Annotated in this window: 20 protein-coding genes; 16 read left to right on the plus strand and 4 right to left on the minus strand. The window is 49.0% G+C overall.

What is annotated here, in order from left to right:
* Window positions 1-22: 22 nt before the first annotated feature.
* A complete protein-coding gene (locus LDN30_RS02600) occupies window positions 23-853 on the plus strand; it encodes a hypothetical protein (protein ID WP_223928661.1) in 831 nt (276 codons plus the stop codon).
* Window positions 854-1,058: 205 nt separating this feature from the next.
* On the opposite strand, the gene LDN30_RS02605 is transcribed toward LDN30_RS02600, so the two are convergent.
* The 3 genes from LDN30_RS02605 to tnpB all read right to left on the minus strand — a co-directional run bounded on the left by LDN30_RS02605 (window position 1,059) and on the right by tnpB (window position 5,327).
* Entirely contained in the window at window positions 1,059-1,250 is a 192-nt protein-coding gene (locus LDN30_RS02605) for a hypothetical protein (RefSeq protein ID WP_223925122.1), read from the minus strand.
* Window positions 1,251-1,297: 47 nt separating this feature from the next.
* On the minus strand, window positions 1,298-3,172 hold the full coding sequence (locus tag LDN30_RS02610) for a hypothetical protein (RefSeq protein WP_223928662.1): 1,875 nt from the start codon (window positions 3,170-3,172) through the stop codon (window positions 1,298-1,300).
* 949 nt (window positions 3,173-4,121) lie between these two features.
* Complete coding sequence (gene tnpB, locus LDN30_RS02615; RefSeq protein ID WP_223925126.1) at window positions 4,122-5,327, minus strand: IS200/IS605 family element RNA-guided endonuclease TnpB; 1,206 nt, start codon at window positions 5,325-5,327, stop codon at window positions 4,122-4,124.
* Window positions 5,328-5,387: 60 nt separating this feature from the next.
* On the opposite strand from tnpB, the gene tnpA reads away from it, so the two are divergent.
* A complete protein-coding gene (tnpA, locus tag LDN30_RS02620) occupies window positions 5,388-5,792 on the plus strand; it encodes an IS200/IS605 family transposase (protein ID WP_223925128.1) in 405 nt (134 codons plus the stop codon).
* 148 nt (window positions 5,793-5,940) lie between these two features.
* Window positions 5,941-6,222: a GNAT family N-acetyltransferase gene (locus LDN30_RS02625; protein WP_223928663.1), complete on the plus strand. Its 282-nt coding sequence runs from the start codon at window positions 5,941-5,943 to the stop codon at window positions 6,220-6,222.
* 759 nt (window positions 6,223-6,981) lie between these two features.
* Here the strand turns inward: LDN30_RS02625 and LDN30_RS02630 are convergent.
* On the minus strand, window positions 6,982-8,019 hold the full coding sequence (locus LDN30_RS02630; protein WP_223925134.1) for a threonine aldolase family protein: 1,038 nt from the start codon (window positions 8,017-8,019) through the stop codon (window positions 6,982-6,984).
* A 297-nt stretch (window positions 8,020-8,316) separates the two neighbouring features.
* On the opposite strand from LDN30_RS02630, the gene LDN30_RS02635 reads away from it, so the two are divergent.
* The 13 genes from LDN30_RS02635 to argC all read left to right on the plus strand — a co-directional run bounded on the left by LDN30_RS02635 (window position 8,317) and on the right by argC (window position 26,518).
* Window positions 8,317-11,568: a SusC/RagA family TonB-linked outer membrane protein gene (locus LDN30_RS02635; RefSeq protein WP_223928664.1), complete on the plus strand. Its 3,252-nt coding sequence runs from the start codon at window positions 8,317-8,319 to the stop codon at window positions 11,566-11,568.
* Between the two features lie 14 nt (window positions 11,569-11,582).
* Window positions 11,583-13,424 carry a RagB/SusD family nutrient uptake outer membrane protein gene (locus tag LDN30_RS02640; protein WP_223925138.1) on the plus strand — a complete coding sequence of 614 codons (1,842 nt, stop codon included), beginning with the start codon at window positions 11,583-11,585 and terminating at the stop codon, window positions 13,422-13,424.
* 34 nt (window positions 13,425-13,458) lie between these two features.
* Window positions 13,459-14,337, plus strand: coding sequence for a hypothetical protein (locus tag LDN30_RS02645; RefSeq protein ID WP_223925140.1), 879 nt, complete (start codon window positions 13,459-13,461; stop codon window positions 14,335-14,337).
* 200 nt (window positions 14,338-14,537) lie between these two features.
* Complete coding sequence (locus LDN30_RS02650; protein WP_223928665.1) at window positions 14,538-15,110, plus strand: DUF4369 domain-containing protein; 573 nt, start codon at window positions 14,538-14,540, stop codon at window positions 15,108-15,110.
* A complete protein-coding gene (locus LDN30_RS02655; RefSeq protein ID WP_223925141.1) occupies window positions 15,107-16,762 on the plus strand; it encodes a DUF6057 family protein in 1,656 nt (551 codons plus the stop codon). Before LDN30_RS02650 ends, LDN30_RS02655 begins: the two co-directional genes overlap by 4 nt.
* Window positions 16,763-16,767: 5 nt before the next feature.
* Window positions 16,768-18,231 carry a TolB family protein gene (locus LDN30_RS02660; protein WP_223928666.1) on the plus strand — a complete coding sequence of 488 codons (1,464 nt, stop codon included), beginning with the start codon at window positions 16,768-16,770 and terminating at the stop codon, window positions 18,229-18,231.
* A 35-nt stretch (window positions 18,232-18,266) separates the two neighbouring features.
* Window positions 18,267-20,066, plus strand: a complete 1,800-nt coding sequence (locus tag LDN30_RS02665) for a DUF6057 family protein (RefSeq protein WP_223928667.1) — start codon at window positions 18,267-18,269, stop codon at window positions 20,064-20,066.
* A 1-nt stretch (window position 20,067) separates the two neighbouring features.
* Window positions 20,068-21,531 carry a TolB family protein gene (locus LDN30_RS02670; RefSeq protein ID WP_223928668.1) on the plus strand — a complete coding sequence of 488 codons (1,464 nt, stop codon included), beginning with the start codon at window positions 20,068-20,070 and terminating at the stop codon, window positions 21,529-21,531.
* Window positions 21,532-22,091: 560 nt separating this feature from the next.
* Window positions 22,092-22,814, plus strand: coding sequence for a Bax inhibitor-1/YccA family protein (locus LDN30_RS02675; protein ID WP_223925149.1), 723 nt, complete (start codon window positions 22,092-22,094; stop codon window positions 22,812-22,814).
* Between the two features lie 177 nt (window positions 22,815-22,991).
* The gene (argR, locus tag LDN30_RS02680; protein ID WP_223925151.1) at window positions 22,992-23,483 is read left to right on the plus strand and encodes an arginine repressor; all 492 of its coding nucleotides are present in this window, start codon (window positions 22,992-22,994) and stop codon (window positions 23,481-23,483) included.
* The gene (locus LDN30_RS02685; protein WP_223928669.1) at window positions 23,473-24,072 is read left to right on the plus strand and encodes a GNAT family N-acetyltransferase; all 600 of its coding nucleotides are present in this window, start codon (window positions 23,473-23,475) and stop codon (window positions 24,070-24,072) included. The genes argR and LDN30_RS02685 overlap by 11 nt, the downstream gene beginning before the upstream one ends.
* Window positions 24,073-24,219: 147 nt before the next feature.
* The gene (locus LDN30_RS02690; RefSeq protein WP_223928670.1) at window positions 24,220-25,419 is read left to right on the plus strand and encodes an argininosuccinate synthase; all 1,200 of its coding nucleotides are present in this window, start codon (window positions 24,220-24,222) and stop codon (window positions 25,417-25,419) included.
* A gap of 97 nt (window positions 25,420-25,516) precedes the next feature.
* On the plus strand, window positions 25,517-26,518 hold the full coding sequence (gene argC / locus LDN30_RS02695; protein WP_223928671.1) for an N-acetyl-gamma-glutamyl-phosphate reductase: 1,002 nt from the start codon (window positions 25,517-25,519) through the stop codon (window positions 26,516-26,518).

Raw genomic sequence — 26,518 nt, forward strand, 5'->3', positions numbered from 1 at the left:
TTTTTAATTAGAATTTACGACAATGAAAAATATATTCAGAAAATTCACGCCCATGCTCATGGCTGCTCTCGCTGTAGTAGCCTTGGCCGGTTGTGCTGCCGACGATGAGGATTTCACTCCGGGAACCGCCGACAATGGGGCTTATCTCTATGCCAGTTCGACTAATGTGACTTACGGTCCTGATGACCAGCAGGTGCTGAAGATTAATGTAGGACGTATGGACTCGACAACTGAACAGACATTCAATCTTTCGGGTGACAACGATGCCTTTCAGGTTCCATCGACAGTCAGTTTCGCAGCAGGTCAGACAAGCAAAGAGGTTGACATCCCATTCTCTTTGCAGATCGGTGAGTCGCAGACTGTTGATATCGCACTGCCTTCAGACCAGAAGAGCAAATATGGTGTCGATACTCTCCGTGTGACGGTATTGCGTGACTATAACTGGACTTCAGCAGGCAGCGGTATGTTCATCGAGAATACATTCACCGGCGACTCAGGCACGGTAGCCGTGGAGCATGCTGAAAGAACGGAAATCTATCGTCTGGTACAGCCGCTGAAGAAGATGCTCGGTGTGACCCCCAACCTGCAGTTCACCATGGACGCAAAGGGTAATGTAGGGTTCGACAATGGATTATTTGATTTCTTCGCCGGCTCCAGCAAAAATCAGGGACTTGACTATATGTACTACGATTCAGACAATTATCCTGATAATTGCTCATTCACCAACAACAATGGTGTTCTTGAACTGACTTTCTTTGTCAGTGATGGTTCAAAATTGTATTCAGGTGGCGATTTCATCTTTAAGTGGACGAAGGGATATCCTGCCCAGAGCAGCTTTACAGAGGATAAATAAAAATAACGCATAGAAAGCCCCGCCATAAATGTGGCGGGGCTTTTTCTCGCTTTGCTATTGGTCTTAATGTTTCCTATAGCGTACTATAACTTCTATAAAACAAGACTTGCAGACAAAAATAAGCCCATTGGCCATCATGACCAATGGGCTTCTATATAATAATGTATAGGGCTGTCATTCGTTGGCACCGTGCCAATGAATGATATTACTCTTGCTCCTCAGTATCTTCGGGGTCCCAGATGTTGTGCTTGGCACCAATGCCTTCCGGGTTTACGATGTTCTCACTGCTGAAAGTTATGGTGGCTTTATCTTGTCCTACTATTCCGCTGGCTGCGAGAATTGAGCAGTCTTCGGCGATGGCCTTAATGCGTATGGCTGGTTTGATATATTTCTTCATGATTTTGTTCGTTTTATTTGTTATTGTTTTATGGATTAAATTGCCGGTTATTTGTTGATGAACTTCCGCCCGTTCTTGATGACCACTCCCTTGTAGCTGCTGTTAACACGCTGTCCTGCAAGGTTGTACATCGGCGCATTGCTGTCGGCTGTGGCCTCGCTGCTGATGCTGCTGATGCCTGTTGTGGCTCCACCGAAGGAGATGTTCAGCTTGCCGTTTGCTGTTGCCTCGAGATAGGCCTTTCCTGCCGGGATAGTGACACCTTCGGCAACCTTTGCGAAGCTCTGCTGGCCTTTGATGAGAGCATAGGTGTTGTCGCCGGCGGTGACAGCGCTTGTGGCTGCCTTGAAGATATTGCTTGCGTAGAGGGATGCGTCGGCAGTACCTCCGACGGTGAGGGTCTTGGCACCTGTAACTGCGCTGTAGAGGATGACACCGGTGTTGGCAGGAATGACCTTGGTGTCCACTCTGTTGAGGGTCACGGTGTTGGCGTCGTTGGCTGTGGCAATATAGATGATGACATCTTCAGGGACAGTCACTGTCGATGTGCTGCAGAAAGAGGTGAGGCTGGATGTTGCGTCAACCTCTGCGCTAACATTGTTTACTCGTTTAATGACGACATAGTCGAAATCCTCTGACTGATTGGTCTTCTTTGCATCTTTTTGATCGTTCGCACCGTTAATGAACAAATCGGACGTAGAGCTGTCGAGGGTGAACTCGGTGCTGCTCTCACCTTTCTTTGTAGACTGAATGGATACTATAGGGTCGTCGGATGCGTGGCGGAGACCTAAGCTGCGACCATGAACACCTGTGAATACGACATCGAAACTGTATCTTCCAGCCTCTAAGGTGCCGACAGAGATACCGCGGTTGCGGGCGTTCTGGCCTTTTACGTGGCCGTCGTAACCGTTGGAGTAATTGTAATTGACTATGTTGTTGGACTCGTTTGCCTCGCCTTCGTTGAAGAAAACGATGTCGTTGTCGGCAGTGTTGTATTCGACGGTCTTGTCGATGGTCTCGCCGTCGGTGAATGTTCCCGACTCGCCGAACGTTGTTGCGTCGGTCTTGTAGTACACTCCGTCGCTGCCCTTGGCGTAGATTGGGAAAGCGTATGACCAGACAGCCTCGTGGTCGTCGGTCTCGGTTAGCGTCGTTGATGTCGTCGTTGCAGTGCCGTTAATGTTCTTCGTAACGTTGAGGGTGGCTGTGTACGGCTTGCGGACAGGCACGTTGAGGATATTGTCGGTGGCTTTGATGGTCATCGATGGTACCTCCGTGCTTTCAAGAATATACTTCGTTCCGTCGACGTCAATGGCTTTCTCGGCAGATACCGTTGCGCCTATAATATTATTACCGGTGACGGTCTTCAGAGTGTTGCCGCCGTTGGTGTAGTTGATTGTGTATGGAACGGTGGTGACGGCTTGTGCCTCTTCGGTAATCTTTATTGATTGTAAAGCAACAAATACTTTGTATTTAGCACGATATGCGCCTACTTCCACTTTGTCAAATGTAGCAGATGCACTGAGGGCTGTCGGCTCACTAAGAGTGAAACTTGCTGCTTTTGTGCCTCCAACATTGCCCGTTAAAGTGAGCGCATTCAGTGTGTTAGAGGCTGTGTTGATTTCTATGTGAATTGTCCATAAGTCACCACCGCGGTTAATGTTTTTCTTGTTACAGTTGGATATAGGGTAAGAAGTTCCATTGATAATAACCTCGCCATTTTGATTAATCTGGTCTGATTTAATCTCTATGTCGCTGCCAATCTTCATGTATCCATAATTGCCAGCGGATTGAGCGTTTACAAGATTGTCATAGACAAGGTCGAAAGTTTGGATGCTGTTTGCTGTGTGATCGAATGTGAGGACACCGCTGCGACTGCCGTTACCGGTGCCATATAGACCATGGGCAGGGTCAATGGTCATTGTACCGATCCAAACGTTTTTTGCAGTGCCTTTTGCTTTAACGTCGTCGTTCGACCAGGCTGAGATGTTGTTGGCAGCATCAGCTGTTAGCGCGCGGCCATAGACAACTGTGCTCTCGGCATAGGCATTGCCCCCCCAACGCACAAAAGCGCTGCTAAGGTAGCAAGTCCTGTTTTTAAGTAATGATTTAATTTCATAATTACTGATGTTGGTAAAAATTAGGTTTTGCGTATCTTTTGTATTCGTATGGGTCCAGTTAGCTTTCTATTTGTTTAGCAGACCGTTTACTTCATTGCTTAGCGTCGGCAAAAATACAAACAAATGACTAATCGTGCAATAGGGAAATTGATTTGAATCAAAAATCAAGGTCTTTTTATCAAAATCTCGCATTTGTGAAGTTACGCGCGCCCCCGTTCTGTGTAGCAATTGTGGTATTAATCAACATTACCTTCGTGTTGCCGATAGGCGGGGAATGGACGTTGCATAGTGGTTTCCGCATATCATGCTCTTACCTGTTTCCCCTGCCCGCTGCCGGTACGTCCCTACGGCGGATGTGTGCTGCCCATCGTGAATGTGTGCCGGCTTACTACACAATCGGTGGATTGGTACTCCACGGTACATGGGCGGACCTGGAAAAAAAGAACATAATGGAAAACCTATACCTGTAGACTTGGGGACCGTCGGTGAGATTGTGAACGGAGAGTTTGTAGAGAAGTCATATACAAGAAAGAAAAGCCTTGGATATGAAGGATAATGGTGAGGTGACGCTGTGCGACAAGTTCGGCAAAGGGCTGCTCCACCAGTCACGCAAAGTTCATACTGCCAGTTAAAATACACCGACACGCATGTCTGTAGGCGGCTGGAAATTAGGAAGTGGTTACTTTCGTTAAGTTTAAACATAAAGCCGTGATTTTTTCGACAAAGGTCGGAAAAACATGGCTCATGTGAACTACCCATGAGCTAAAGACTCATGGGCTTCGGGTTTCACAGAGAAACGGCCTTCCAAAAGGTTGGTGCTTACTTTCTCTCCACCCGTGTAATCGACAGTTCCTGCCGATGTTTGGTTTAATCCGATACGAAGAATATTAATAGCAGCATTTACATCACGATTATGATGAGTATGACAAATAGGACATTCCCACTCGCGGACGGACAGGTTTTTCGTCTCTTTGTTGACATACCCACAGACATTACAAGTCTGCGAGGATGGGAAGAATCTGTCTATCTTCACCACATTCTTGCCGTTCCATTCTGCCTTATAGGTGAGCATGGCAACGAAGCTTCCCCAGCTTGCATCGGTGATGGACTTGGCGAGGTGATGATTCTTCTCCATACCCTTAACGTTCAAGTCCTCAATGCAAATGGTATCGTATCTTTGGATAAGAGAATGAGAACACTTTTGCAGATAGTCGGCACGGCAGTTCGCGATCTTTTCGTGAAGTCTGGCAACTTTGAGTCTTTGGTTTTCAAACCCTCTGCTGCCTTTATTCTTTCGGGAAAGGTGATGCTGCGCCCTTGCAAGTTTTCTCTCGTATTTTCTTGTGTATCGGTTATTCTTGAATATCTCTCCTTCGGAAGTGACAAGCAAGTCCTTCAGCCCCATGTCTATGCCGACAGCCCTACCTGTCTTTTCAAGCGGAGTGGCGTATGCTTCTTCTGTGAATACGGAAACGAAATATTTTCCGCTCGGTGTTTTGGAAATAGCCACCTTGCCGATTTCGCCTTTTATCTCACGGTGTACACGGCACTTGATGCCCTCTTTGAATTTGGGTATGAAAAGCCTTCCGTCCACAATAGAAGCGAATTGAGGAACGGTGAAACTGTTCTTGGAGTGCTTGGATTTGAAGGCTGGAAATTTAGCTCGCTTCTGAAAGAAATTAGTATAGGCTACCTCAAGACTACGGATGGCGAACTGCAAGGTTTGAGAGTTTACTTCTTTGAGCCATGCGGTCGCTTCCTGCTTCTTCATTGCGGTAAGCGTTCTGGCTTGGGCATAATAGTTATCACTCTTGCCCGTGAGCCTATACTGCTCCTTACGTTGATTGAGAAAGTAATTGTACACAAAGCGGGTGCAGCCGAAATGCTTTGCCAGCAAAATGGCTTGCTCCTTGTTAGGATACAATCGGAACTTATATGTCCTATTAATCTTTCTCATGTCGTTCACAAAGTTACAACTTATTTTGTTAACTATCAAACATTTAACTATATTTGTGGCATGAAAGAAAATTATATTAGCAAGAACAGACACAAGTATTACCTAAAGTGTCACCTGATTTTCTGCATCAAATACAGGAGAAAGATACTTATAGGAAAATTTGATAATGACATCAAAGCTGTATTGCGGTCTATTGCCGACAATTCGGATTTTGATATTGGCATCATGGAAACCGACAAAGACCACGTACACTTTCTCATTAGTTACCCTCCAAAGTTGTCTGTAACATCGATGGTTAGGAAGCTGAAACAAGAAAGCACAGTCTTTGCATGGCAGCTATATGGTAATATGTTGAGACAATATTTCTGGAAAGAGAAAACGTTATGGTCTGACGGTTATTTCGTCTGCTCAATAGGCGAGGCCAACCCGAACACTATAAGAGAATATATTAGAAATCAAGGATAGTGCCTTACATCCCACAAGCTAAAGACTTGTGGGTTTTACGGCACTGAATATAAAAGACGGCATAAATAGGATGGTTACCCTGTATAATAATGTTATGCAACGCTACACAACAGAATTGTCGAAGAAAAATCGTACCTTTGTGCACGATATGGAGACAAAGATTGAGACAACGAATACTGGTGGCAAGGTGCTTGCCTTTTATGGTGAGGAACTTGTTGGCCGACTGGAATTCTCTTTTGACGGGAATGTCATGAGTATTGACCACACCTATGCCTTCAAGAAAGGTATGGGCATTGGCGGTGTGCTTGTCAGTGCCGCCAACGACTATGCCATCAGCAAGGGACTGAAAGTAATGCCTGTCTGCTCATTCGCTTCCGCGTGGTATCTGAGAAATCCACAGTTTAAAGACTTTCTCGTACAAAAAGATTAGTTGAAATTACTGACTATATCGATTAAAGAAATCTTCATCTTTTTACAGACTTCTCCAAATTTCGATGTACCTTTGCATTGGAAAGGGATTCACCAGAATACGTTACGGACGTAGGGAGTAGGGAATCTCCATAACTCGCTGGCTGATACCTTTCTTTCTTATGTAATAGTTCTCTTGGCTATTAGAGTCAGGTCGATAAACAAGGAGTGGAGCGTAACATATAGCGTAAATCTTTTTACCTTTCCCATCTTTGTAAGATTGTAATAATCAGCTTACATTGGCTTGAGCGGAGCAATGGATAGTAAGAAATTTCGCCTTTCTTGACACCTTTTTCAGATTATATTTTCTAACTTTGCACATGGATAGGATGATAATATTATCACCGCTACCCGCACCAATTGAAGTGCTTGGCAATTCTATTGTCGGGCACTTCTTTTTATTATGTCGTCTGAATATGCCGGTTCTGAGTTGCTGAACACGAGCGGTTACCGTCTATCCCTCTATCTATCCCCCTTTCTATCCCTCTTTCTATCCCCCTGAAATTTGGATTCGGGAAAAATATTGTGTACCTTTGCAGTGAAATAAAAACCGACTAAATCCATTGCTTGCGGACGGCAACCAAGGGCCGCAACATGCAAATGGCCCTTATTGAATGTCAGTGGCCAAAATGAATCTGCGAAATCTGCGTAAGAAAACGATTGCTACACAGATTTCGCAGATGATGATAAACCGGATGAAAGAGGATGGAATTGTGGTTGCTTATTCGTTAGATAAGACCACTTTCTCCAAAGCGTCTATCTCGCTGTCTTTAGTTGCCCACGATGTGACGAAACGCACCGTAGTGTGGCTCTCGTCGTACTTACCCCAACGGGTGAAGATGAAGTTCTTTGACAACCGTTCCACCTCCTTGTTCTCAAGGATGACGAACTGCTGGTTTGTCGGCGAGTCGACGAAGAACGGGTACCCTTTCCGGCTGAAGATGTCCTTCATGCGCATAGCCATTTCTACGGCGTGGCGCGAGATGTCGAAATATAGGTTGTCGGTGAAGAGCGCATCGAATTGCACACCGATAAGCCGGCCCTTTGCCATAAGCGCTCCATGCTGCTTGGTGATGGAGAAGAAATGAGGGTGAGCGTTGCCATGGGTGAAGACGACGGCCTCGCCACAGAGTGCGCCGACTTTTGTGCCACCGATATAAAATACGTCGCAGTGCTTGGCGAGGTAGGGTAGGGTGATGTCGTTGCCGTCGGCAGTAATGCCATAGCCTAAGCGTGCTCCGTCGACATACAGGGGAAGGTCGTACTTCCGGCATACATTATATATATTATCTAATTCCTTGGCTGTGTATAGTGTGCCGAGCTCTGTGGGGAACGTTATGTATACCATGCCCGGATAGACGCTGTGGTCGGCGTTCCCATCGTGAAGGAACTCGTCCATAAACATATCTAAGACGTCAGCGTCCATCTTGCCGTTCTTCTCCGGGATAGTGATTACCTTATGCTCGGTGAACTCCACGGCTCCGGCCTCGTGGGTGGCGATATGTCCTGTCGACACGCATACCACCCCTTCATAGGTGTGGAGTATGGAGTCGATGACTGTCGCATTGGTCTGGGTGCCGCCGGCGAGAAACCATATCTGGGCATCAGGGGAGTCGCAGGCCTGGCGGATTTTCTCCTTTGCCTCACTGCTAAACCGGTCGTATCCGTAACTTAGAGTCTGCTCGTCGTTAGTGCGCAGTAGTGCGTCAAGCACCTTAGGATGCGCACCGTTGTTGTAGTCGCTTTCAAATGAAATCATTTCTGTCGTGTTTGATTGGTGATTGCAAAGGTAATGTAAATAGGAAAAACAATGAAATAATTTGCTGTTTATTTTATCAATCAACGTTGTACATCTTACACCCATAGGGTTAATTTGTTGCCGGGAAGGTAATGATTTGTTTCTTACAATTCTTTTGATGGTTAAAAAACTAAAAAAGTACTAACCTTGGTCAAAATAGTGCAAACGTTTTAATTAAAAATCAATTAAATTTGCAAACGTTATCTGACAGAATCAACATAATAATTAAACACATCTTATAACTTAAACCTATCAAGTATGGATCTAAAATTCAGAAAAACGGCTTTGATGATGGGTGCATGCCTTGCAATGGGAGGCGCTTACGCTCCTAACGCTTTCGCAGCTTCGCCCAATCAAACTGTTCAGGCTGTGCAGCAGTCGAAGAAGGTGACGGGTCACGTCGTTGACGCCGATGGTCCTATTATCGGCGCAAGTGTCGTCGAGAAGGGAAATCCTAAGAATGGTGCCATTACCGACCTCGATGGTAATTTTGAGGTTAATGTTCCTAAGGGAGCCACACTGGTAATCTCTTACGTGGGCTACAAGACACGTGAGATTGTCGTCGGCGAGCAGTCGAACATTAATGTCACCCTGTCGACCGACGAGAAGTCCCTTGAGGATGTCGTCGTCGTCGGTTACGGTGTCCAGAAGAAGAAACTCGTCACCGGTGCCACTGTGGAGGTTAAGGGTGACGACGTTCAGAAATTGAACACCACTCAGGTGCTTGGCGCTCTTCAGAGCCAGACTCCTGGTGTTAACATTCAGGCCGCTTCCGGTCAGCCTGGTGACGGCTTCAAGGTCTCCATCCGTGGTGTAGGCTCAAACCTCAACTCCTCACCTCTTTATATTATAGACGGTGTGGCCGGCGACATCAATAACCTTAACCCTGCCGACATTGAGCGTATTGACGTCCTGAAGGATGCAGCATCGAGTGCCATCTATGGTTCGGCTGCAGCTAATGGTGTCATTCTCGTAACTACTAAGCAGGGTCAGGCTGGAAAGATCCAGATTTCTTATGATGGAAATGTGGGATGGCAGAATGTCTATCGTCTTCCTCAGCTGTTGAATGCAAAGCAGTACATGGATGTCATGAATACTGTTCGTTTCAACAGTGGTGCCGATCTTTATGATTGGTCGAAGTATATTGACGCTGACCTTCTTGAGGCTTACAATAATGGTACCAATAAGGGTACTAACTGGGTGGATGCCATTCGTAACAAGAATGCTGTAACTACAAGTCACGCAATAAATATCACAGGCGGTTCCGACCGCTCTAAGTTCAGCATCGGTACTGGTTATCAGTATCAGGACGGTGTGTTCGGTAAGGTAGCAAAGTCTGATTACCGCCGTTTCACCTTCCGTATCAACTCGGAGCATGTCGCTATTAGAAGTGATAAGGGCTTTGACGTGTTGAAAGTCGGTGAGAATGTCTACTTCGCTCATAAGCAGAATCAGGGTATCCAGATTGGTAACCAGTACAGCAACGTTCTGTCAACGATGTTGCGTGCTAATCCTTGTGTGCCTATCTATGATGCCGAGGGTAACTACTTCGACTGGGATGATATTCAGGCTTCAGGAACAGAAGGATGGCAGAATTACAACTCTTACACTCTGAATCCTATCTATCAGATGGTTAACAGTCAGAGCGCAAATAACAAGAGCGTCAACTACAATTTGAATGCTATCGGCTATGTTGAGATTCAGCCTATCAAGGGTCTTACATACCGCGGGCAACTCAACTATAACCACAGCTCTTGGTCTTGGCGTGCTTATCTCCCTGTATATACAGCTAATATGACTAACGCTGATGGCTTCCGTACTCAGGACAGAGCCACCAACCAAGTAGGTCTGGGATGGGGATGGAGTACAACTAATACATTGAACTATAAGTTTGATGTCAAGAAGCACAATTTTGATGTACTCTTCGGTACAGAATATGGCCAGAGCAAGCCTGACATGGGATTCTCACTGAACGCCACCGCAAGTAACTCGGTATTCGGTGACCTCAGTCATGCTTACATGACATATATGAAGAATAACAATGCCGCAACGGTATCAGGTCAACCTTATGACGATATCCGCAGCATGTCGTACTTCGGCCGTATCAACTATAACTACGACGAGAAGTATATGTTCACGGCAATCATGCGTGCCGACGGCAACTCTAAGTTTGCTCCTGGCCACCGCTGGGGCTACTTCCCATCGTTCAGTGCAGGCTGGGTAATTTCTTCAGAAAAGTGGATGGAGAGCGTTCACAACTGGATGGACTACTTGAAACTGCGCGCCGGATGGGGTCAGAATGGTAATGTGTCGATTAACAACTTCGAGTGGCAGGCTACTTTCGCTTATGACGATTATGCTCACTATTCATTCGACAGCAACAAGGATGGTTACACTAACGGTGTGTCGATTAGCCGTCTGGCCAACAACGACCTGACATGGGAGACTTCAGAGCAGTTCGACCTCGGTATCGATGCACGATTCCTCCGCAGCCGTTTGGGATTCACCTTCGACTTGTATAACAAGAAGACTAAGGACCTGCTCGTTGATGTGCCTGTCGATCCAACGACGGGAAAGAGCACAATGAAGGCAAATGCCGGAACCGTTGAGAATAAGGGTTTCGAAATTGCACTCTCATGGAATGACCGCATTGGTGATGACTTCCAGTACAATGTTGGATGGAACCTCGCTTATAACCATAACGAGGTGACAAAGGTCAACTCTTCAAAAGATTATAATGAGGGCGGTAAGGACCTGTTGGCTCAGAATACCGGCTATATGGCCCGTTTCCAGAAAGGTCATCCAATAGGTTACTTCTATGGCTACAAGACTGAAGGCGTTATGCAGAACGCTGCTGATGTTCAGGCTTACCTCGACAAGAACTGCGGCGGCAAGGCCGAGAACTCACTGCAGGGCACTTCAATCAAGCCCGGTGATCTGAAGTTCGTCGATACAAATGGTGATGGCGTCATCAATTCTGATGATAAGACCGACCTCGGTAATCCGCATCCGGATGTGACAATGGGCATCAACCTCGGTGCATCATGGAAGGGATTCGATATTTCTGTAACTGGTTATGGCGCTTTCGGACAGCAGGTTGCACGCTCATACCGTAAGTTCACTGACGGTGAATATGAGAACTATACCACTGAGGTGTACAGCTATTGGAACGGTGAGGGCACTTCAAACAAGTATCCTTTGCTCTCGCGTATGAACTCCGGTCCTAACTGGCAGCAAATATCTGACATATACGTTGAGGACGCAAGTTACTTCCGTCTGCAGAACCTTACAGTAGGCTACGACTTTACCAAGATTTGGAAGAGCAGTCCTTTCCAGCAGCTCCGTCTGTACTTTGCAGCACAGAACCTCTTTACCATCACCGGTTATAAGGGCATGGATCCTGAGAACGGTATGGCTCTTAACTCTGCTGAGCCTTGGGTAACGGGCGTTGATGTAGGTAACTATCCTCAGCCTCGTACTTATATGTTCGGTGTAAATGTTAAATTCTAAAATCTGACACTACAATGAAAAAGATATATTTATTAGCAGCTACGGCCATTACAGCTTTCAGCCTTGCTTCCTGCGGCATCAACGACGTGGAGAACTATGGTGAGATTGCTTCGGGAAACTTCCCGGCCTCAGAAGCTGATGCCGATGCTGCTCTGGCTGGTATTTATCAGAATCTGAATGCTGTAAATGCCAATCCTCAGGAATCATTCTTGTACTATGCGCAGCTGGCCAGCGACGATGACCTTGGAGGCGGTGGTGTCAACGATAAGTTGATGCAGGCCGAGGATCTCCTTTGCAGCTACAATGCAAACATGACCAACGACTTCTATGTACAGCGTTATGAGGGAATAAGCCGCGCAAACACCCTTATACAGTCGTTGCAGGGCAGCAGTGTGCTCAGTGATGAGAAGAAAGCCCAGACTCTCGGCGAGGCAAAATTCTTGCGTGCGTTCTACTATTATGAGCTGTCTTCGATGTACGGTAATGTGCCACTTCGCGTAGAACCGGGCGGCCAGGACATAAAGCAGGGTGATATCCTGGATGTATGGAAACAGATCCTTATGGACCTTCGCGATGCATCACGTGATATGCCTGCAAAGCGCAGATCGGATGGACATGTCGATAAGTACACCGCTGAGGCTATGCTCGGCCGCGCATGGCTGTTCTACTCTGGCTTCTTCTGCAATGGCACTACTATTGCCGATGAAACGAGTACTACATACAATCCGCTGACTTCTTGCGACCTGCCTGACGGCACTACGCTTACTAAGCAGGATGTTATCGGCTATATCGATGACTGTGTGGACAACTCTGGATACTCTCTTGTGTCGGACTTCCGTAACCTGTGGGCTTACACCAACCGTTGCACAGCTCCTGATTATCCGTACACCAACGAGCCTGTAATGGGTAAAGCACATGATGGAGTTACCGATTCTATTGTCGGCTACAAGGCAAAGCCTGGTATTAAGTGGGTAGAGGATGACCTCAACAAGGGCGTTGACAACAATCCGGAGTCGATGTTCGCTATCAAGTTCAATAAGTTCGCGTCGTGGAGCACTACTATCGGATATGCTAACGGCTATGCATTGCACTTCGGTGTCCGTGGTGGTCAGGACTACTCTAAGACATTCCCGTTCGGCCAGGGATGGGGCGCTGGTCCTGTAGCTCCAAACCTCGTTAACGACTGGAAGGCTACTGAGCCTAACGATATGCGTCTGAAGGCTACCGTTGCTGATGTCAACGACAAGGATGAAATGCCTGACTATACGCGTGGCGGATGGGCTGACTTCGTTCAGGAAACTGATTACTACGCAAAGAAGTGGGCTCCAATCACTGCGAAGAATGCTGACGTAAAAGGCGGATATTCTTGCACATTTGAGAATGTGATGTATCCGGGAAACTGGGACGTGTCCGGTGTGGAGAATATGCAGCTTGGCAGCATCCATGATCTCGTTCTCATCCGCTTCGCTGATGTCCTGCTCATGCAGAGCGAGTTGAAAGAAGATGTTGCAGGTATCAACCACGTCCGTGAGCGTGCAGGTCTTCCTCCTATCGGCTCTTACTCTCTGACAGCTCTTCAGAACGAGCGCCGTTGGGAGCTCGCTTGTGAGGGAATACGTTGGAATGACCTTAGAAGGTGGCATATTGCTGCTGCTGCTCTTCAGAAACAGAATGGCCAGAAGATTTACTACTGTGGTCAGGAAGATACTAACACTCCGCACAATGGTGGTTATGCAGCACGCTATAATGCTACAGCTGGATTCCAGAAGATGCCGGAAGATCAGGTGTCTATAGGTACTGTTGTTCAGAACGAAGGCTGGACAACTGCAGAGTCTGAGTATCAGGGTTGGAAGTAATAATCAACAAGTAACTTAATTAAGCTGTAAGAATATGAAAAAGATATATTTGGCCCTGCCATTAGCTGTGTTGCTTTTCACTGCTTGTGATCCTTCGGAGGATGACAAGAGCGCACCTGCCGCAATTTCCAGTGAGCAGATGGCCTCGCAAATTACTATTACCCAGGATCCGGCTAACTCCAACTGCGTTACGCTTAGCACAGGTGGTGCCGGATACGTGAAAGTTACCGACGAGACCGGTGCTCTTGTCTATCAGGGAACGGGCGGATACTTTGAAGTCAGTCCAGGAGGCGCTAACGACCAGACATGGACTATCGAGCGTGCCAACTTCGATGGAACGACAACATCGGTAAAGAAGTCTGTGACTATCAATCAGTATCTTAATGTTGCTCCGGAGTGGAAGTTTTTCACCGACATGTCGTCAAAGACATGGACATGGGATACTGGCTGGCGTGCCGATGGCGGCGCGTGGGGTAACATGGGCTACAAGGCCGGAGATAACGCTTCGTTCGTCAATGATGGTAATGGTATCTGGTGGGCTTGCGCTCCTGCTGACCTCAGCGGTCAGACAGCGCATTCTGTCGGCAACCGTCAACCAGGAGAGGAAGACCCCAATGCATACATGGTATGGTCGATTGCCGGTAAGCAGATAAAGTGCTACGACGCTACGGGTAAGGAAATCCGTAAGGGTACGTTCAGCTTTGATATGTCTACCGCTGACGATTGGAAGAAGGGCGATCTGAAAACCTCTGCCGGATCAATTCTGTTCCCGTTCAAGATTAACGGCAATGGAAAGGAACCGACTTCGTTCGAAATCATGCAGATTGATGATTCGAAGATGAAGCTCGTCTTCGCAGAGCCGGGTACTGGTTCGTGGTCTGAGGCTACATGGTGGGCCTTCAAGAAGAAATGATGAAATAACATCATCATAGAATTTCCCGGACTTGTTACTTGCAGGTCCGGGATTTTCTTGCCCGCTTTTTTGTTGATGTATATTTAGCAAGTACAGTTGGTGAATAGATGCGAAAATAGTTGCCGATAGTCTTGCATTTGTATCAAAAAAATTGTAATTTTGTAGTTAGATACGAACTAAATTGATAAGCTACTGATTAAATGAGAAATTTCTACATGTATTCAATATTGGCTTGCTGCCTTTTTATGTTCTTTGGTTGCTCTTCATCCAGCCGTTCTGCTGAGTGCCGCATCCACGGCATAGTGCCAGACAAGAGCAAGGAGGGGATAAAAGTATTTCTTGTTCCCGTTGATGGTGTGCAGGATGCTGCCCATGTCGATTCGACGGTTATTAAGGACGGGAAGTTTGAGTTTACTAAGGACTCTACCGGTATGGAAGTCATACGCCTCGACTACCATTACCGTGATAATGTGCAGGAGCTACTCGTTGTCACTGAGCCCGGCGATGTCAATGTCACTATTGGCCCGAACAGTACCACTGCCGGAACGCCTCAGAACGATTCCCTGCAAGCGTGGAAAGACCAGATTATCCGTCGCAATGTCGCTTACAACAAATTGAGATACCAGAACGACCGGCATCCGTCCGACAGTGCCACAAATAAGTTGAAGGCTATGCAGAAAGACTATCTTTCGTTCAACAAGGCTTTCCGCAGCCGTCAGCCGGCGGGTGTTTTCAAGGATTTTCTGAAACGTATCACAGGTGAAAAACAATGACCATTAAATCGTTCATCAACCGATACAGCAGTCTGCTCATGGCACTTGCGGTGCTTGTGGCCTTATTCCTTTTCTGGTTTGTCGGCTATCCTCAAGCACTTAACTACCAGGAGGAGAACCAGTTGTTCCTGTTCTCGACTGATTACTTCTTCAGCCGTTTTGCTGTGGCGGGGGGACTGGCCGACTGGATTAGCGAGTTCATCGTCCAGTTTTACCATCTTCCCTGGCTCGGAGCACTGGCCCTTGCGTTCCTCGGCGTTGCAGTGCAGAGATTGACGCTTGCCGTTGTTAGCCATCACGCATCAGAAACGTGGACGCTGCTCATCTTGTCTTTGCTTCCCGTCGTACTTCTTACGGGCGTGATGGGCAACGAGAACGTCCTGCTGTCGTATGAGGTAGCGTTGGCAATGGTCCTTGCAGCGACTTTAGGCTTGAGACGTATCAGTTGGTGGGGCGATATTGTCATTGTGCCATTGCTCTACTGGCTTGCGGGTCCCATGACGGTGCTGTACGTCTTGCTGCGTATCGTTGGCGACTGGCGAAAGGAATGGTGGACGATATTGTGGCTCCTTGCTGTCGAACTGATGGCTTATGCCTTTATCCTCGACGAATACCCTTTGAAAGAAGTACTTCTCGGTATCAACTACTACCGCATTCCCCTTGTTCTTGATACTCCCGGCACACTGTGGATAGTTCCTGTGGTGGTCGTTCTTCTGGCCCTTCTCGGCAGACAGAATAATCTTATGGGTTGGCTGGACCGGGCATGGGTTGCGGCTTGCGCTTGCCTTATTGTTGCCGTGGCGGCCGTGATATGCATTGAATGTTGGTATCCTAAGGACAGATATGAACTTCTGATGCAGGACTGGCTTGTCCGCGAGGGCCATTGGCAGGATGTTATCGACCGTGCAGAGAAGTATCAGGTCAGGACAACATACTCGTCGAATGCCGTCAATCTCGCCCTTGCCATGACCGGACAGTTGGCCGACAGGCAGTTTGAGTTCTATCAGGACGGGCCGTCGGCACTCATCATGCCGTCGGTACGAGACAACTTTTCAAATCTTCCGTCGGCGGAAGCCTTCTATCATCTTGGAATGATAAATTCCGCAAAACGGTATATGTATGATATTCAGGAGTCTATACTCAATGGACGGAAGAGCGGACGATGCATGAAGCGCATAGCTGAATGCTTTATCCTCAACGGACAGTATAAGGTAGCGAAGAAGTATCTCGATGTGCTGAAGCAGTCGCTCTTTTATCGCTCATGGGCTGAGGAGGCCGAGCAGTGTCTTTACGACGAAGTAAAGATCAACGCCAATCCTGAGTGGGGCTACCTGCGGCGCGTGCGTTACAAGAAGAATTATATGTACGACTATGGTCAGATGGATAAACTCCTCGGACTCCTTGTCGTCAACAACAATGATAACAAGATGGCCATGGACTACTATATGGCCCAGTTGCTCTTGAACGTAAATATCCGTGACTTTATGAATTATGTGGGCTGGGTGATGCAGCAGCGTGGATATGTGCAGTTGCCTGCCGGATACCAGGATGCCGTCCGGTGTATCCAAAGTCATGGAACGGCCCCTGGGTCGGTATATGCCGGATATGTCAAGACAAGAGTAATGAGTAATGGAGTAAATGATAAACAGTGATGGTAATGAGAAAACTATATATCATATTCTTTCTGACAATGCTGTTGGTGTCATGCTCCGACAGTCCCAACGGTGCCGTGGTGTCGACGGAATTGCCGGCCATCTATCCCGATTATAAGGATGTTACGATACCGTCGGGCATTGCACCTCTGAATTTCAACGCCGTCGGCAATGACGTCGACGAGGTTTATGCTAAGGTGAAAGGCAGCAAGGGGGGTGAGATTACCGCCGCCGGCGACTATGCCGACTTCGATGTTGACGAGTGGCATGCGCTAACGGAACGAAATAAAGGCGGACGGCTGACGGTTACCGTGTCGGTGAAGCGCGGCGACGGCTGGACACAATACCGTCCGTTCAATATCTTTGTCAGTCCTTACCGTCTCGATGCGTGGGGACTGACCTACCGTCTCATCGATCCCGGCTACGAGGTGGGTGGCGATATCGGCATCTACCAGCGTTCGTTGGCCGACTTTAATGAATATCCCATCCTCACGGAGAAGGCTGTGCCGGGACGCTGTATGAACTGCCACACCCCTAACAGGACTGATCCTAAGGAGTTTACGTCGCAGATACGAGGGGAGAACGGTGGCACCCTTGTCTACAAGAACGGTAAGGCGGTGTGGCTGAACACGAAAACGGGACCCGTGAAGTCGGCCGGCAGCTATGCCTCGTGGCACCCCTCCGGCCGTTATGTAGCTTATGCGTCGAATGCCGTATGGCAGAATTTCTTCACCGGAAAGAACGAAAACCTCGAGGTTTATCATACCTTCAGCAATATATTTGTGCTCGACACCGAGACGAACCAGGTCATCCTTGCCCCACAACTCAACGACAGCAATCAAGAGATATTCCCTGCTTTCTCGGCCGACGGTAAATCGCTGTTCTACAGTTCGTCACCGAAGTTGAACCTGCCGGGAGAATATGAAAAGGTAAAATGCTCTATCTGTTCGATACCTTTCGATGCCGCCACCGGCACTTTCGGCACCAAGGTGGACACCCTCCTCAACGGCCGACGTGACAACCGCAGCTACATCCTTGTCCGTCCGAGCTATGACGGACGGTGGCTGATGTACACCGTGGCTTCGAGGAGCAACTTCCCTATAGCCCAGCGCGATGCCGACCTGTGGATGATGGACCTGCGGACGCACCGCGCCTGGCCTCTGACGGAATGCAACAGCCAACAGACTGAAAGCTACCACAACTGGAGTGCCGACAGCCACTGGTTCGTGTTCTCGTCGAAACGGGAGGACGGCGTGCACACACGGCTTTATCTCTCGTCGGTCGACGACAAGGGTAGGGCGACAAAGCCGTTCCTTCTGCCGCAGCAGAATCCGTGGAAATACTACCATGCCCAGTTTAAGGCATATAACGTTCCTGACTTCGCGCTGACGAAGGTCAATCTCAATATGCATCAGGTGGCACGCGATATCCTCGAAGGAAAACGCACTCAGGTGACTGTCAGAAAGTAGTCTCGTAATATTGATAGGAAATAAAGACTTGTTTTATGAAATACATTCAACGATATTGGAAAATTGTAGTCTCAGTGGTCTTCGCCATCGCTGTGGCCGTGTTCTGGGCTTTGCCGGCGGTGAGTCTGCTGAGCTATCATGAGCAGTATCAGCTCTTCCTCTTCACTGCCGACTACTTCAGGGAGCGTTTGGCGGTGCCCGGCGGACTGGCCGATTATATTGCGGAGTTCATCACACAGTGGAACTACATTTTTGTTGTTGGTGCTCTACTCCTCGCGCTGTTGTTCTTTGTCTTCCAGCGCCTTACGTGGCGGATAGCGAAGGGTGAGGAGGCAGCCGATGTATGGTATCCGTTGAGTTTCGTCCCGACGATACTGATGTTGGCCTATATGTGCGATGCCAATGTGATGCCGTCGTTCCTTGTGGCCCTCGTCCTCGTCCAGCTGCTCATGCTTCTATGGCAGAAAGTTGCTTGCGGGGCGAATTCTGTTGTCAGGGTGGCCTTTATTGTCGTCGTTCTGCCACTCAGCTATTGGCTCCTTGGTCCTGTCATGCTCGTCCTTGCGGCCTACATCTTTATATATGTTTTAGCTAATAAGTCGCGCCGGCTGTCGCCGTGGATAGCCATCGGCACTGCCATATACGCTGTGGCAACGGTCCTCGTTGTGGCACAGTTCCGGCCCGAGCCACTCTATCGTCTCTTCGGCGGTCTCAACTACTACCGTTTTCCGGCATATATCCCATGGCCTCAGGTCGCGATGATGACGCTCGTGGCTGTTTTCCCGTTCCTGCTGCGTCTGCTGCCGGCGGCAAAAGCCAAGATTGCCATACCCATACAGATAATTTCCGTTGTGGCAGGCGGCTGCGCCCTCGTGTTCTTCAGCTTCCGCACCATTGCCAACGAAATTATCGACTACGACTATCTTGTCAGGATGCATGCCTGGGGCAAGATTATAGAAAAGGCGGAAAAGAAGCAGCCCACGACACCACTTGAAGTGTCGTGCGTCAATTTTGCGCTCAGTCAGAAGGGACAACTCTGCGACCGTCTTTTCGAATTCTATCAGAATGGTGGTGAGGGTCTTTTCCCTACGTTCACCCGCGATATGCTCTCACCGATCTCTACGGGTGAGATATTCTATACACTCGGTATGGTCAACGATGCCGAACGCTATTTCTTCGAGGCCCAGCAGGCCATTCCTAACTTCCGCCGCAGCGGTCGCCTATGTCAGCAAATCATATCTTGTGAGATTATAAACGGAAATTATTCGGTGGCTCGCAAGCTCCTCCATGAACTCAGCCACTCGCTGTTCTATTCGCGTTGGGCCGACGAACGCCTTGCGATGCTCGGCAACGAGAAGAAGATTAACGCCGATCCCGTCTACGGACGACTGCGTAAGTTCCGTGTTTCAAAAGATTATCTCTTCTCCGATACTGAGATGGACCAGATGCTCGGACTCGTCTATACCCACTGCTATCAGAACCGTAATGCCTATGAGTACCTTATGGCTTACGAGCTTGTGCAGCGCGATATGACCAAGTTTATGGAGTATTATCCTATAGGCCGCTTTGCCGGCTACACCGACCATATCCCTTACGCTATCCAGCAGGCACTTGTCTTCGACTGGACCCAGCGCCACGGCAGTTTCGATGGTATGCCTTACAGTATCGAACCGCAGTGGCAGCAGCTGATGGTGCAGTTCATTCAGGCCTATATGTCGAACCGCGAGGACCCCGTTCTCTCGACACCGCCGTTGAGCAACACCTTCTGGAACTATATGCTCATAAACAAGCGGAAAGCCAAAGGAACAAAGAAAGAATCAAAGGAAGTTTATTGATATGAAGAAGATATATGTCTATATGATGGCGGCAATGATGCTCGCCTCGTGTACCGAGAAACCGGAAAATGTGACGAAGGTCGACAAACTGCCGGCCATCTTCCCCGACTACTCCGGCGTTACCATCCCCGACGGTATTGCTCCGATGAACTTCAACGTTACCGGCGACGATTGCGACTGTGTCGACGTGACGGTGAAAGGGTCGAAGGGCGGCGAGGTCCACTCCAACGGCGACTATGCAAAGTTCGACCTCGACGACTGGCATTCGCTCACCCGGCAGAACAAGGGCGGTACGCTGACATTCACCGTATGCGTGGAGAAGGATGGCAAGTGGACTCAGTATAAGGACTTTACGATGACCGTCAGCCCTTACGCCATCGGCGACTGGGGTCTGACATACCGTCGGATAGCTCCCGGTTATGAGGTCTACGGCCACATGGGGATATACCAGCGCGACCTGTCGACATTCGACGAGACCCCCATCTTCGACAATCTCGCTGCTCCGGGTGCCTGCGTCAACTGCCACACTCCCAACCGCACCAATCCCGACCAGTACACCTTCCACGTCCGGGGCGAGCATGGTGCTACGGTCGTTCACCGCGACGGCAAGGAGGAACTCCTCAAAGCCAAGAACGATTCCATCCACGGCTCAATGGTGTATCCTTACTGGCATCCTTCGGGGAAATACTGCGCTTACTCGACAAACAACACCCATCAGAGTTTCCATTCCGTGAGGTCGGAACGGATAGAGGTCTTCGACCAGAGCTCAGATGTCTTTGTTTATGAGCCGTCGACGCATCAGCTGATTCTCGATTCGCTGCTGATGACGAAGGATCACTACGAGACTTATCCGGCTTTCTCGCCCGACGGACGGACACTCTATTTCTGCTCGTCTACGGCAGAGCCTATCCCCAGCAATTATAAGGATATAAAATACAATATCTGTGAGATTGCCTTCAACCCCGACAATGGCTCTTTCGGCACACGTGTTGATACCATTTTCAACGCCCGCAAGATGGGGAAGAGTGCCACCCACCCGCGTCCCTCCTATGACGGACGCTACCTTATGTTCACCATGAGCGACTATGGCTGTTTCCCCATCTGGCACAAGGAAGCCGACAACTGGCTCCTCGACTTGCGGACGGGAAAGGCACAGCCGATGACGGCCGCCAACAGCGACAATACCGACTCGTGGCACAACTGGTCGGCTAATTCCCATTGGTTCGTGTTCACCAGCCGTCGCTGCGATGGGCTGTACACGCGACTCTACCTCGCATCCGTCGATGATAAGGGCAATGTCAGTAAGCCGTTCCTCCTGCCGCAGGAGAATCCGTTAGACTATTACGATAAACTTCTCGACTCGTACAATACTCCCGACTTCACGACGAAGCCTGTCAAACTTGACGAAAGGGAGATGGGACGGCAGATAAACAGCGACAACAGAACAGCGACGAAGGTCCGTTGAGAGCCGCAGCCGCTGTGGCTGTCGCCGGGCGGTGCCACGGATGCTCCTTCCAACATCTCGCATACTGCCCGTGATAAAGCCTTCCTGCTGAATCATGAGGGTGCAGAGATTAACGCGTACAGCGTATTTTGGCTCTCATCCTTGTGGCTCGGAAAGAGCAACGCTGCGGTAGTCAAACATTGAAATATATTTACATCGTTCCGAAACATATCATTTCGGCTTCTAAAACGGTCCATTTCGGCTTGCGAAATGGACCGTTTTGCGTTCTAATAAGTACCGTTTCGCAATGCAAAACGGCATGTATTGGCAACCTGTTGACTGTCAGCAGGATACAAAGACAATCCAAAGCACTGAACCTTGTGAATTATCTTTACATACTGTTTACCGGTATCCTCCTGTCGTCCCGGCCCTCTCTATAATATAATGTGGGCTGACGAAAGAAGAATCCGTAGGCGGTTAATGAGAGTTAAAAATGCTAATGACCAATAAATAAGTTGGCGGAGCAGAATAAATATCATATTTTTGTAAGCTAATAAACTTTCAATTAATTAGATAGAATTATGGATTACAACGATTTTACAAGAGTGGTCGACGAGAAGGAACGCGGCCTCGAAATGCAGGTCGCCTTTCCTGCGCTGATGCGAAAAGTCTACGGCTGGATGGCCTTGGCTCTGGTTATTACCGGGCTCACATCATATATGGTAGCGTCGTCGCCGGGACTGATGCAGATGATTTTTGCCAACCGACTTGTCTTCTGGGGAATGGTGATAGCCGAGTTTGCTATCGTCTTTGTCATCTCCGGACGCATCAACCGCTTGTCGCTGGTATCGGCAACGACATGGTTTGTCGTCTATTCGGTTCTGAACGGAGCCCTGCTGTCCTTCATCTTTATGGTTTACACGCAGACGGCAATCACCGAGGTCTTCTTCATCACCGCCGGAACGTTTGGCGCGATGGCCCTTATAGGCTCGACAACGAAGCGCGACCTGACAAAACTCGGCGGTATTCTCTTCATGGCGCTTATCGGACTGATTATCGCTTCGGTCGTGAACTTCTTCGTTCAGAGCAATACCCTCGACCTCATCGTAAGCTATGTGGGAGTGCTGATCTTCGTGGGACTCACGGCTTGGGATGCCCAGCAGATTAAGCGGATGCTCGCCATGGCCCCCGATGCCGGCGAGGGAGCGCAGAAGATTGCCCTCTTGGGAGCTCTGAATCTTTATCTCGACTTCATTAACCTGTTCCTCTATCTGCTCCGTATATTCGGTGGAAGAGATGATTAATGCAATTTAATGCATATATAACAGGCTAAAACAATATTGAGGATAATTATTGTATATTCTTTGTAAGAATATGCTGATATAAGGAAAATGCAAGAATTCGTTTGCGAATTCTTGCATTTTTCTTGTTTGTGCGCTGAAAATTGTATATCTTTGCAAACGAAAACGGATAAATATCCTATGACAAAGGCAAAGACAAACAGATTGGAGGCGTTGAAGATGATAATCTCGAGTCAGGAACTTGGCTCGCAGAACGAACTCCTCAATGCCCTTTCGCGAGAAGGCTATTATCTCACGCAGGCTACTCTCAGCCGCGATTTGAAGCAACTGAAGGTGGCTAAGGCTGCGTCGATGAATGGCAAGTATGTATATGTTCTGCCCAACGAGACTATGTACCGAAGGGTGAAGACTCCGCGCCGGGCGAGCGATATGCAGCTTGTCAGCGGTTTCCTGTCCATAAATTTCTCCGGAAATATGGGTGTTATACGTACGCGTCCGGGCTATGCGAGCAGCATTGCATACAATATCGACAACAGTGATGTGCCCGATGTGTTGGGCACTATTGCCGGCGATGATACCATTTTCATCGTCGTTAAGGAGGGAGCCGATTACGACGACGTCATCGATGAGTTGAGTTACATTATTCCAGACATAGACAACTATGAAAGATAATATAGAGGTGAAAGTTGCCGACGCTTCGCACGAGAAGTATGTCGACACAATTTTGAAGACTATCTCCGATGCTGCCAAGGTGCGCGGCACGGGTATAGCCAAGCGTACCCATGAGTATCTTGCCACGAAGATGCGTGAGGCAAAGGCCGTCATTGCCCTTGACGGCGATAAGTTTGCCGGGTTCAGCTACATTGAGACGTGGGGCAACAAGCATTACGTGACGACGTCAGGACTGATAGTTCATCCCGACTACCGCGGTCTGGGACTGTCGAAGCGCATCAAGAACCTGACTTTCACCCTTGCCCGTGTGCGATGGCCGCAGGCAAAGATATTCTCGCTGACATCGGGCTCGGCGGTGATGAAGATGAACACACAGTTGGGTTATCACCCCGTGACGTTCAATGATCTCACCGACGACGAGTCGTTCTGGCGCGGCTGCGAGGGCTGTATCAATGTCGATGTCCTCCACCGCACCAACCGCCGCTACTGCATTTGTACGGCGATGCTCTACGATCCCGAGGAACATCTCCCGGCAAAACTCAGCAAGGAGGTCCTCGAGAGAATCAAGAAGATCGACGGCATAAAGTAAATTAATCTCCCAACCATTATATATTTATAAACCTTGTTCGCTCGTCCCTGCGAAATTTCCAGCCCATCGTAGTGGTCAGCGTCAGCACGGCGACCTCTTGAGAAGGACAATCGCATGGGACTAAACGAACAGAAAACGATTTTCATTATGGCAAAGAAAGTAGTTGTCGCCTACAGTGGCGGTCTTGATACAAGTTATACGGTGATGAAACTCAGTCAGGAAGGCTGGGAGGTGTATGCCGCATCGGCAAATACCGGAGGCTTCAGCGCTGAGCAGTTGAAGCAGAATGAGGCCAACGCCTATAAGCTCGGTGCCAAGGAATATGTTACCCTCGACGTCACTCAGGAATACTACGAGAAGTCGCTGAAGTTCATGATCTTCGGCAATGTCCTGCGCAATAACTGCTATCCCATCTCCGTCTCGTCGGAACGCATCTTCCAGGCCATAGCCATAGCGCGCTATGCCAATGAGATTGGGGCTGATGCCATTGCCCATGGCAGCACTGGTGCGGGCAACGACCAGATACGTTTCGATATGACTTTCCAGGTGCTGGCACCGGGAAAGGAGATTATCACCATGACCCGCGACAAGGCCCTGAGCCGTAAGGAGGAGGTCGACTACCTCAACGAGCATGGGTTCTATGCTGACTTCACAAAGCTGAAATATTCATATAATGTGGGGCTGTGGGGAACGTCCATCTGTGGCGGTGAGCTCCTCGACCCCACCCAAGGACTGCCCGAGGAGGCTTACCTGAAGCATGTCACTGCCAAGGAGCCTGAGGCCCGTCTGACGATAACCTTCAAGCACGGCGAGATTGATGCCGTCAACGGCGAGCACTTCGACGATAAGGTCAAGGCCATCCAGGCCATTGAGGAGATTGGCGCCAGCTATGCCATCGGTCGCGACTGCAATGTCGGCGACACCATTATCGGCATCAAGGGCCGTGTGGGCTTTGAGGCTGCCGCACCAAAACTGATTATAGAGGCTCACAGGCTATTGGAGAAGTCGACGCTGAGCAAGTGGCAGCAGTACTGGAAGGACCAGATAGGCAACTGGTACGGAATGTTCCTCCACGAGAGTGAGTATCTCGAGCCGGTGATGCCCGATATGGAAGCCTTTCTGACAAGCTCGCAGCGACATGTCAACGGCACGGCAATCCTGAAACTGCGTCCTTATGGCTTCGAGACTGTCGGCGTGGATTCTGATGATGACCTTACAAAGTCGAAACTCGGCGAGTATGGTGAGATGCAGCACGGATGGACAGCCGACGATGCCAAGGGATTCATAAAGATTCTCAGTACGCCGCTGAAAGTTTATTACGGTACTCACCCCGACGAGAAAAGATAACACATTCCATCAGCCAGGACCGATGCTCCGCTGTAGCACTATAGGCTGACGGCGGCATCGGTGGCTGTAATATTCACATAGGAAAAGATACATTGTTATGGTAAGAGTAGGAATATTAGGAGCTGCCGGATATACTGGCGGTGAACTGATAAGGCTGTTGGTCAATCATCCCGATGTGAAACTGGTCTTCGCCAATTCGGAGAGCAACGCCGGCAATTACATCACCGATGTGCACGAAGGGCTCTATGGCGATACCGACTTGAAGTTCACGTCGGCGATGCCGTTCGACGACGTCGATGTAGTGTTCTTCTGTTTCGGTCATGGCAAGAGCGAGGCATTCATGAAAGAGCATGCCATTCCCGATAGTGTCAGGATTATCGACCTTGCCCAGGACTTCCGCTGGAAACCGAAGGAGGTCGTCAGCACTCCTACACCTACCGCCGAAGCCCATGACTTTGTTTATGGTCTTCCCGAAATCAATAGGGAGGCTATCCGTCATGCGCGCCACATAGCCAATCCCGGCTGCTTCGCCACCTGCATCCAGCTGGCTCTCTTGCCCGCCGCCGCCATGCATCTCCTCGACAGCGACGTGGCCGTCAATGCCATCACCGGTGCCACGGGAGCCGGGGTGAAACCCGGACCGACAAAGCATTTTGCGTGGCGCGACAACAATATGAGTGTCTATAAAGTGTTTACGCACCAGCACCTCACCGAGATCCGGCAGAGCATAGAGCAGGTGCAGGGCTCGTTCGACGCTAAGATAGACTTCATCCCTTACCGTGGCGACTTCCCACGTGGCATCTTCGCCACTGCCGTCGTCCATACCGATGCCGATGAGGCTGCCATCATCGACGGCTACCGCAACTTCTATCGCGATGCGGCGTTTACCCACTATGTCGACAAGGCCCTCGACCTCAAGCAGGTCGTAAATACCAATAAGGCCCTCGTTCACTGCGAGAAGATCTACGGAAAACTTTTTATCACTTCATGTATCGACAATCTACTCAAAGGCGCTGTGGGACAGGCGGTTCAGAATATGAACCTTATGTTCGGACTCGACGAGAGAGATGGATTGAGACTTAAAGCTTCAGCATTCTAA

The organism is Prevotella lacticifex, from assembly GCF_019973375.1.
In the GTDB taxonomy this organism is placed as follows: domain Bacteria; phylum Bacteroidota; class Bacteroidia; order Bacteroidales; family Bacteroidaceae; genus Prevotella; species Prevotella lacticifex.